The organism is Collinsella sp. UBA1693 (assembly GCF_002320115.1).
Classification (GTDB): domain Bacteria; phylum Actinomycetota; class Coriobacteriia; order Coriobacteriales; family Coriobacteriaceae; genus Collinsella; species Collinsella tanakaei.
In genome coordinates this window covers 7195-7996 of record NZ_DCJT01000009.1, presented here as the reverse complement: position 1 = coordinate 7996, position 802 = coordinate 7195, and the positions used below count along the sequence as shown (strand labels likewise).

Genomic DNA, 802 nt, shown 5'->3' with positions numbered 1-802 from the left:
CGCTGACGACCTTACCGACCCTGCTCCGGCAACCACCTTCACCCACCTGGATGCAACCACCGTTCTTTCGCGTTCCATCGCGGAGCTCGGCCTGTACCCCGCAATCGATCCTTTGGCGTCCTCTTCGGACGCTCTGGATCCTGCGGTCGTGGGCGAGGAGCACTACCGCGTGGCCGTCAAGGTTCAGGAGATGCTCCAGGAGTATTCCGACCTGCAGGACATCATCGCCATTTTGGGTATGGACGAGCTTTCGGACGAGCAGCGCCTCACGGTCAACCGCGCGCGCAAGCTGCAGCAGTTCCTGTCGCAGTCCTTCCACGTCGCAGAGCAGTTCACCGGAAACCCCGGCGTGTATATTCGCGTTGCCGACACCGTCCGCTCCTTCGCAGCCATTGTCGACGGCGAGTGCGACGATCTGCCCGAGCAGGCGTTCCGCTATGCGGGCACCATCGATGACGTGCGCGAGCGCGCCGCAAAGATGGGGGCGTAGCGATGGCGTTGCGTATCCGCATTGTGTGCCCTGAGCACAGCGCGTACGACGCGGATGCCGCGTTTGTCTCCATCCCGTCTACCGATGGCAGTCTTGGCGTCGCGCCGCACCACGCAAACGAGATCTGCACCATCGAGCCCGGATTCGTCACCATCTGTGATGAGGCGATAGGGCGGGTCAGCCATACATTTGCCGTGGATGTTGGCTACGCTGAGGTCACGGGTGATGAAGTGGTTATCCTTGCCGAGCGCGCGCAGGATTTGAGCGAGCTCGACGTCGAGAAGGTTCAAGCTGATATTCAAGGTTTTGAAG

At 61.3% G+C, this 802-nt stretch carries 1 protein-coding gene and 1 pseudogene; both read left to right on the top strand.

Annotated features, from left to right (window positions below; all coding sequences use genetic code 11):
* Positions 1–490: pseudogene (locus tag B3H65_RS04320) on the top strand (F0F1 ATP synthase subunit beta); the annotation flags it as partial.
* Between the two features lie 2 nt (positions 491–492).
* The coding region (gene atpC, locus B3H65_RS04315) for an ATP synthase F1 subunit epsilon (protein WP_286684265.1) at positions 493–802 on the top strand (310 nt) is incomplete at its 3' end.